At 72.0% G+C, this 3391-nt stretch carries 4 protein-coding genes; all 4 read right to left on the minus strand.

Annotation, left to right across the window (positions count from 1 at the left end; genetic code table 11):
- Nucleotides 1–154: 154 nt before the first annotated feature.
- From QH270_RS11350 to QH270_RS11365, 4 genes are read right to left on the minus strand one after another with little or no spacing between them, the layout of a single operon-like run.
- Nucleotides 155–832: an endonuclease V gene (locus tag QH270_RS11350; RefSeq protein ID WP_280340749.1), complete on the minus strand. Its 678-nt coding sequence runs from the start codon at nt 830–832 to the stop codon at nt 155–157.
- A gap of 5 nt (nt 833–837) precedes the next feature.
- Complete coding sequence (locus QH270_RS11355) at nt 838–1323, minus strand: GNAT family N-acetyltransferase (RefSeq protein ID WP_280340751.1); 486 nt, start codon at nt 1321–1323, stop codon at nt 838–840.
- Entirely contained in the window at nt 1320–1937 is a 618-nt protein-coding gene (locus QH270_RS11360) for an acid phosphatase (RefSeq protein WP_280340753.1), read from the minus strand. The genes QH270_RS11355 and QH270_RS11360 overlap by 4 nt, the downstream gene beginning before the upstream one ends.
- 27 nt (nt 1938–1964) lie before the next feature.
- Nucleotides 1965–3200 carry an Rv3212 family protein gene (locus tag QH270_RS11365; RefSeq protein ID WP_280340754.1) on the minus strand — a complete coding sequence of 412 codons (1236 nt, stop codon included), beginning with the start codon at nt 3198–3200 and terminating at the stop codon, nt 1965–1967.
- Nucleotides 3201–3391: the final 191 nt, after the last annotated feature.

Raw genomic sequence — 3391 nt, forward strand, 5'->3', positions numbered from 1 at the left:
CTGCTGGCGATCATCGTCGTCGGCGCGCTCGGCGCGCTGTTCGCGCCCGCGTCGAGCCGGTACATGGCACAGGACTACGGCGAGATTCCGGAAGAGCGCTCGTAGGCGGACCGGCGTCGGCCACGGCTGCGGCGTATCTGCCGTGCGTGGACGGTCAGGCCGTGGCCTCGCGCAGTGCCTCCCGGCACAGGTGGTCGGCCCTGCGGGTCGTCTCCGGCTGCCGGTAGCCCTGGGTGAGTGCGAGTACCTGCGCGCAGGCGGTGTCGAGGTCGATGAGGTGTCCGACCGAGACGAACAGTGGCTTCACCTCGTCGCGGGTGCGCAGTGCCCGGCCGACGATCTCACCGTCGATCCGGATATCGCTGACATCCCCGCGCCGCGGGCCCGGCGGCTCGTATTCGCCCCACACGGATTTGGCCACGCCGATTGTCGGAATTCCGGTCAGCAAACCGATGTGACAGGCCAGGCCGAAACGGCGGGGATGGGCGATCCCTTGCGCATCGCACACCAGCAGATCCGGTGTGCCGGTGAGTTTCGCCAAGGCCGCGACGGTGGCCGGCAGCTCCCGGAAAGCGAGTAGTCCCGGAACATAAGGAAATGTCGAAATTCCATGTGCCACTGCGGATTCCACAGTTTCCATGGTCGCCATATCGAGCGCGACCGCCGCGGTGGCCACCGTGCCGTCCTCGGCGTAGGCCGAATCGATGCCCGCCGCCGTCGAGAAGTTCGGCGGCGCCGGGTTTTCCGCACGCACCAGCGGCCGCAGTTCGTCCTGCAACGCGATCGCCTCGTCCGGGGTGCGCGGCCATTCGCGCGGTACTTCGACGCGCACGCGATTCAGCTCGCGGTCGCGGCCAGTGCCGTGAGCTCGGCGCCGGAGATCCGGTATCCGATCCACTCGTCCTGCGGTGCGGCCCCGAGGGATTCGTAGAACGCGATCGACGGCGTGTTCCAGGTGAGCACCGACCACGACACCCTGCTGTACCCGCGCTCGACCGCCTCCGCCGCCAGCGCCGCCACCAGCGCCCGCCCGAGCCCGGTCCCGCGCGCCTCCGGCCGCACGTACAGATCCTCCAGATAGATCCCGTGCACCCCGTCCCAGGTCGAATAGTTCAGGAACCAGATCGCGCACCCGACCACCACCCCGTCGTGCTCGGCGACATGCGCGAACAGCGCGGGCGCCGCCCCGAACAGCGCGGCGTCCAGCTGCGCGTCGGTGAGCGTGCACTCGGCCGGTGCCTTCTCGTACTCGGCCAGCTCGTGCACGAGCGCGACCATCACGGGGACGTCGGCGGGGGTCGCGCGGCGAACGAGCGCGCTCATCGGGCAGCTCCCTCGGTCGGTTCGGTGCGGGTGGTGAGGTTGTGGGCCCAGATGGTGTGGGCGTCGTGGTCGTAGCCGAGTTCGCTGATCGCGCCGGTGGTCATCGCGAAGCGGCGGCCCTCGGTGACCGCGAGTTCGGCCCAGCGGGCGATGAGGACGCGGGAGAAGTGGCCGTGGCCGACGAGGATGACGTCGCGTTCGGCCAGCATCGGCTCGGCCTTGCCGAGGACGCGATCGGCGCGGGCGCCGACCTGCTCGGCCGTCTCGCCGCCCGGGGTCGGCGCGGTCCACACGGTCCAGCCGGGGACGCTCTCGCGGATCTGGGCGGTGGTCAGGCCCTCGTAGTCGCCGTAGTCCCACTCGGCCAGGTCGTCGTCGATCTCGGCATGCCCGAGCCCGGCCAGTTCGGCCGTGTGCCTGGCGCGCAGCCGGGGGCTGCTGAACACGATCGGATCGCGCAGGTCGAGCGAGGCCAGCACCAGTCCGGCCGAGCGGGCCTGGGCCTCGCCGCGCGGGGTCAGCGGCAGATCGGTGTGGCTGGTGTGGCGGCGCTGACTGGACCAGGTGGTTTCGCCGTGGCGCAGCAGGACCACTCGGGCGTCGGGTGTGGACATGGCTCCATCATGGCAGGCGCCGGTGACTCAGCCGAGCGCGTAGAGCTGACCGCCACGGCGTTCGAGCACCGTCGTGCCGAGCACGGCGGTGGAGATGGTGCCGCCGTCGTAGTCGTTGCGCTGGACGGGGATCCGGGCGACGGTCGCGCCGTTGGCGGTGTCGACGGCGAGCAGCCCGTCGGTGACGGGAACGAGCAGCCTGCCCGCCATCAGCGCCGGGGTGCCGAGCACGTCCGGGACGGTCCAGACGGGCTGTAAAGTGCCGGCGCTCAACGCGATCAGGCTCTTGCCGGTGAACACGTAGAGGGCCGAACCCAGCTTGGTGACAGTGGCCCGGTCACTCCACGGCTCGGCCAGCTGGTGCACCGCGATCTCGTTGCCGGTGCCGTCGTGCACGGCGATCCGGGCGGGCTGGCCGAGGCCGGTGGCCGTCGCGGGGGCGGGCGGGTAGTAGACGGCCACCTTGTTGTCGGAGACCGCGAGCACGCGAACCTCGGGGGAGTCGGCGCCCGGCGCGGTGAGGACGCGCGAGCCGTGCTCCTCGGGCTGGGTCGCCTCCTTCGGCGCCGGATTGAGCACGGTGAGCCGGGCGGTCGAGTCGGCGGGGCAGCGTTCCAGGACCGCGAGGCGCGACGAACTCGAGGCGGCCGAGGTGAGCGCGCAACCGCCGCGGGGCTGGTAACCCGGATTGACCGGCGCGTCGACGTAGCCGTATTCGAGGGTGCGCACCAGATCGGAGCGCCACATCTCCAGCCGGTCGGTACCGAGGGCGACCAGGTATGTGCCGTCGCCGCTGACCCGGACGGCGTCGTCCATGTAGCTGCTGCGGGCCGCCTCGCGCGCGCCGGTATCGGCGTCGAGCATGGTGGTCTGGCTGCACCCGCGCTGATCGCGATAGGTGGCGATCACGGTGCCGAACTGGGATTCCACCGCGCACAGCGGCATGTCGCGGTGATACCACCACAGCTGTTCACCACTGACCGGGTCGCGGCCGCTCACGGTGCCGTCGTCGCCGGTGACCACCACATTGCCGGAGGTGAGCGCGCGGCTGCTGCCGGTGTCGGCCGCGTGCCACATCTCGCGCAGCGAGGCGGGCAACTGCGTCGCCGCGGTGACGGTCGGCGCGGGGGAGTCGGCGGTGACCGCATCGGTCCCGGTGACATCGGCCCGCGCCCACACCACGATCGCCGCCACCACAAGGATGACGGCGATCGCTACTGCGGCAAAGATATCGGCGCGCGTCCGCCGCTCGGGTGCGAGCACACAGCGAGTGTATTTGCAGGGCCCCGGCGGCCCCCGGGGCCCCCCCCCCCCCGCCCCCCCCCCCCCCGCCCCGCCCCCCCGCCCCCCCCGCGGGCGGGGGGCCGCTCCCGTTCGGACAGCTTCCCCGGTCAGGCGCGTGCCGACGGCGGCCGCACCCTTCCGCGCCGGCGGCCCGCCAGGGGCGCGGGCCC

It is taken from the genome of Nocardia neocaledoniensis (genome assembly GCF_029868625.1).
Classification (GTDB): domain Bacteria; phylum Actinomycetota; class Actinomycetes; order Mycobacteriales; family Mycobacteriaceae; genus Nocardia; species Nocardia neocaledoniensis_A.